Annotated in this window: 1 pseudogene; it reads left to right on the plus strand. The window is 46.9% G+C overall.

The window, feature by feature from the left end:
- Positions 1–42: 42 nt before the first annotated feature.
- Positions 43–224 (plus strand): annotated as a pseudogene (locus A3729_RS33890) (C4-dicarboxylate ABC transporter substrate-binding protein); the annotation flags it as partial.

Consider the following 224-nt stretch of genomic DNA (forward strand, 5'->3'; position numbering starts at 1 on the left):
GCTTCAATAAGGAAACGTATGCTAGGTCGTAGGTCAAAAACTTTGAGTTTGTTCGGCAAATTGAAGCTGGCTAAGCTTTGTATTTTCGTCTTTCTTTTCGGCAGTTCCGAGCTCAGCCTTGCTCGTGACAAGCACTATATGATTGTCGGTACCGGTGGTGTCACCGGAGTGTATTATCCAACAGGCGGCGCAGTATGCAGGATGATCAATCGTCAACGTTCCGA

This window comes from Oleiphilus sp. HI0043 (genome assembly GCF_001634935.1).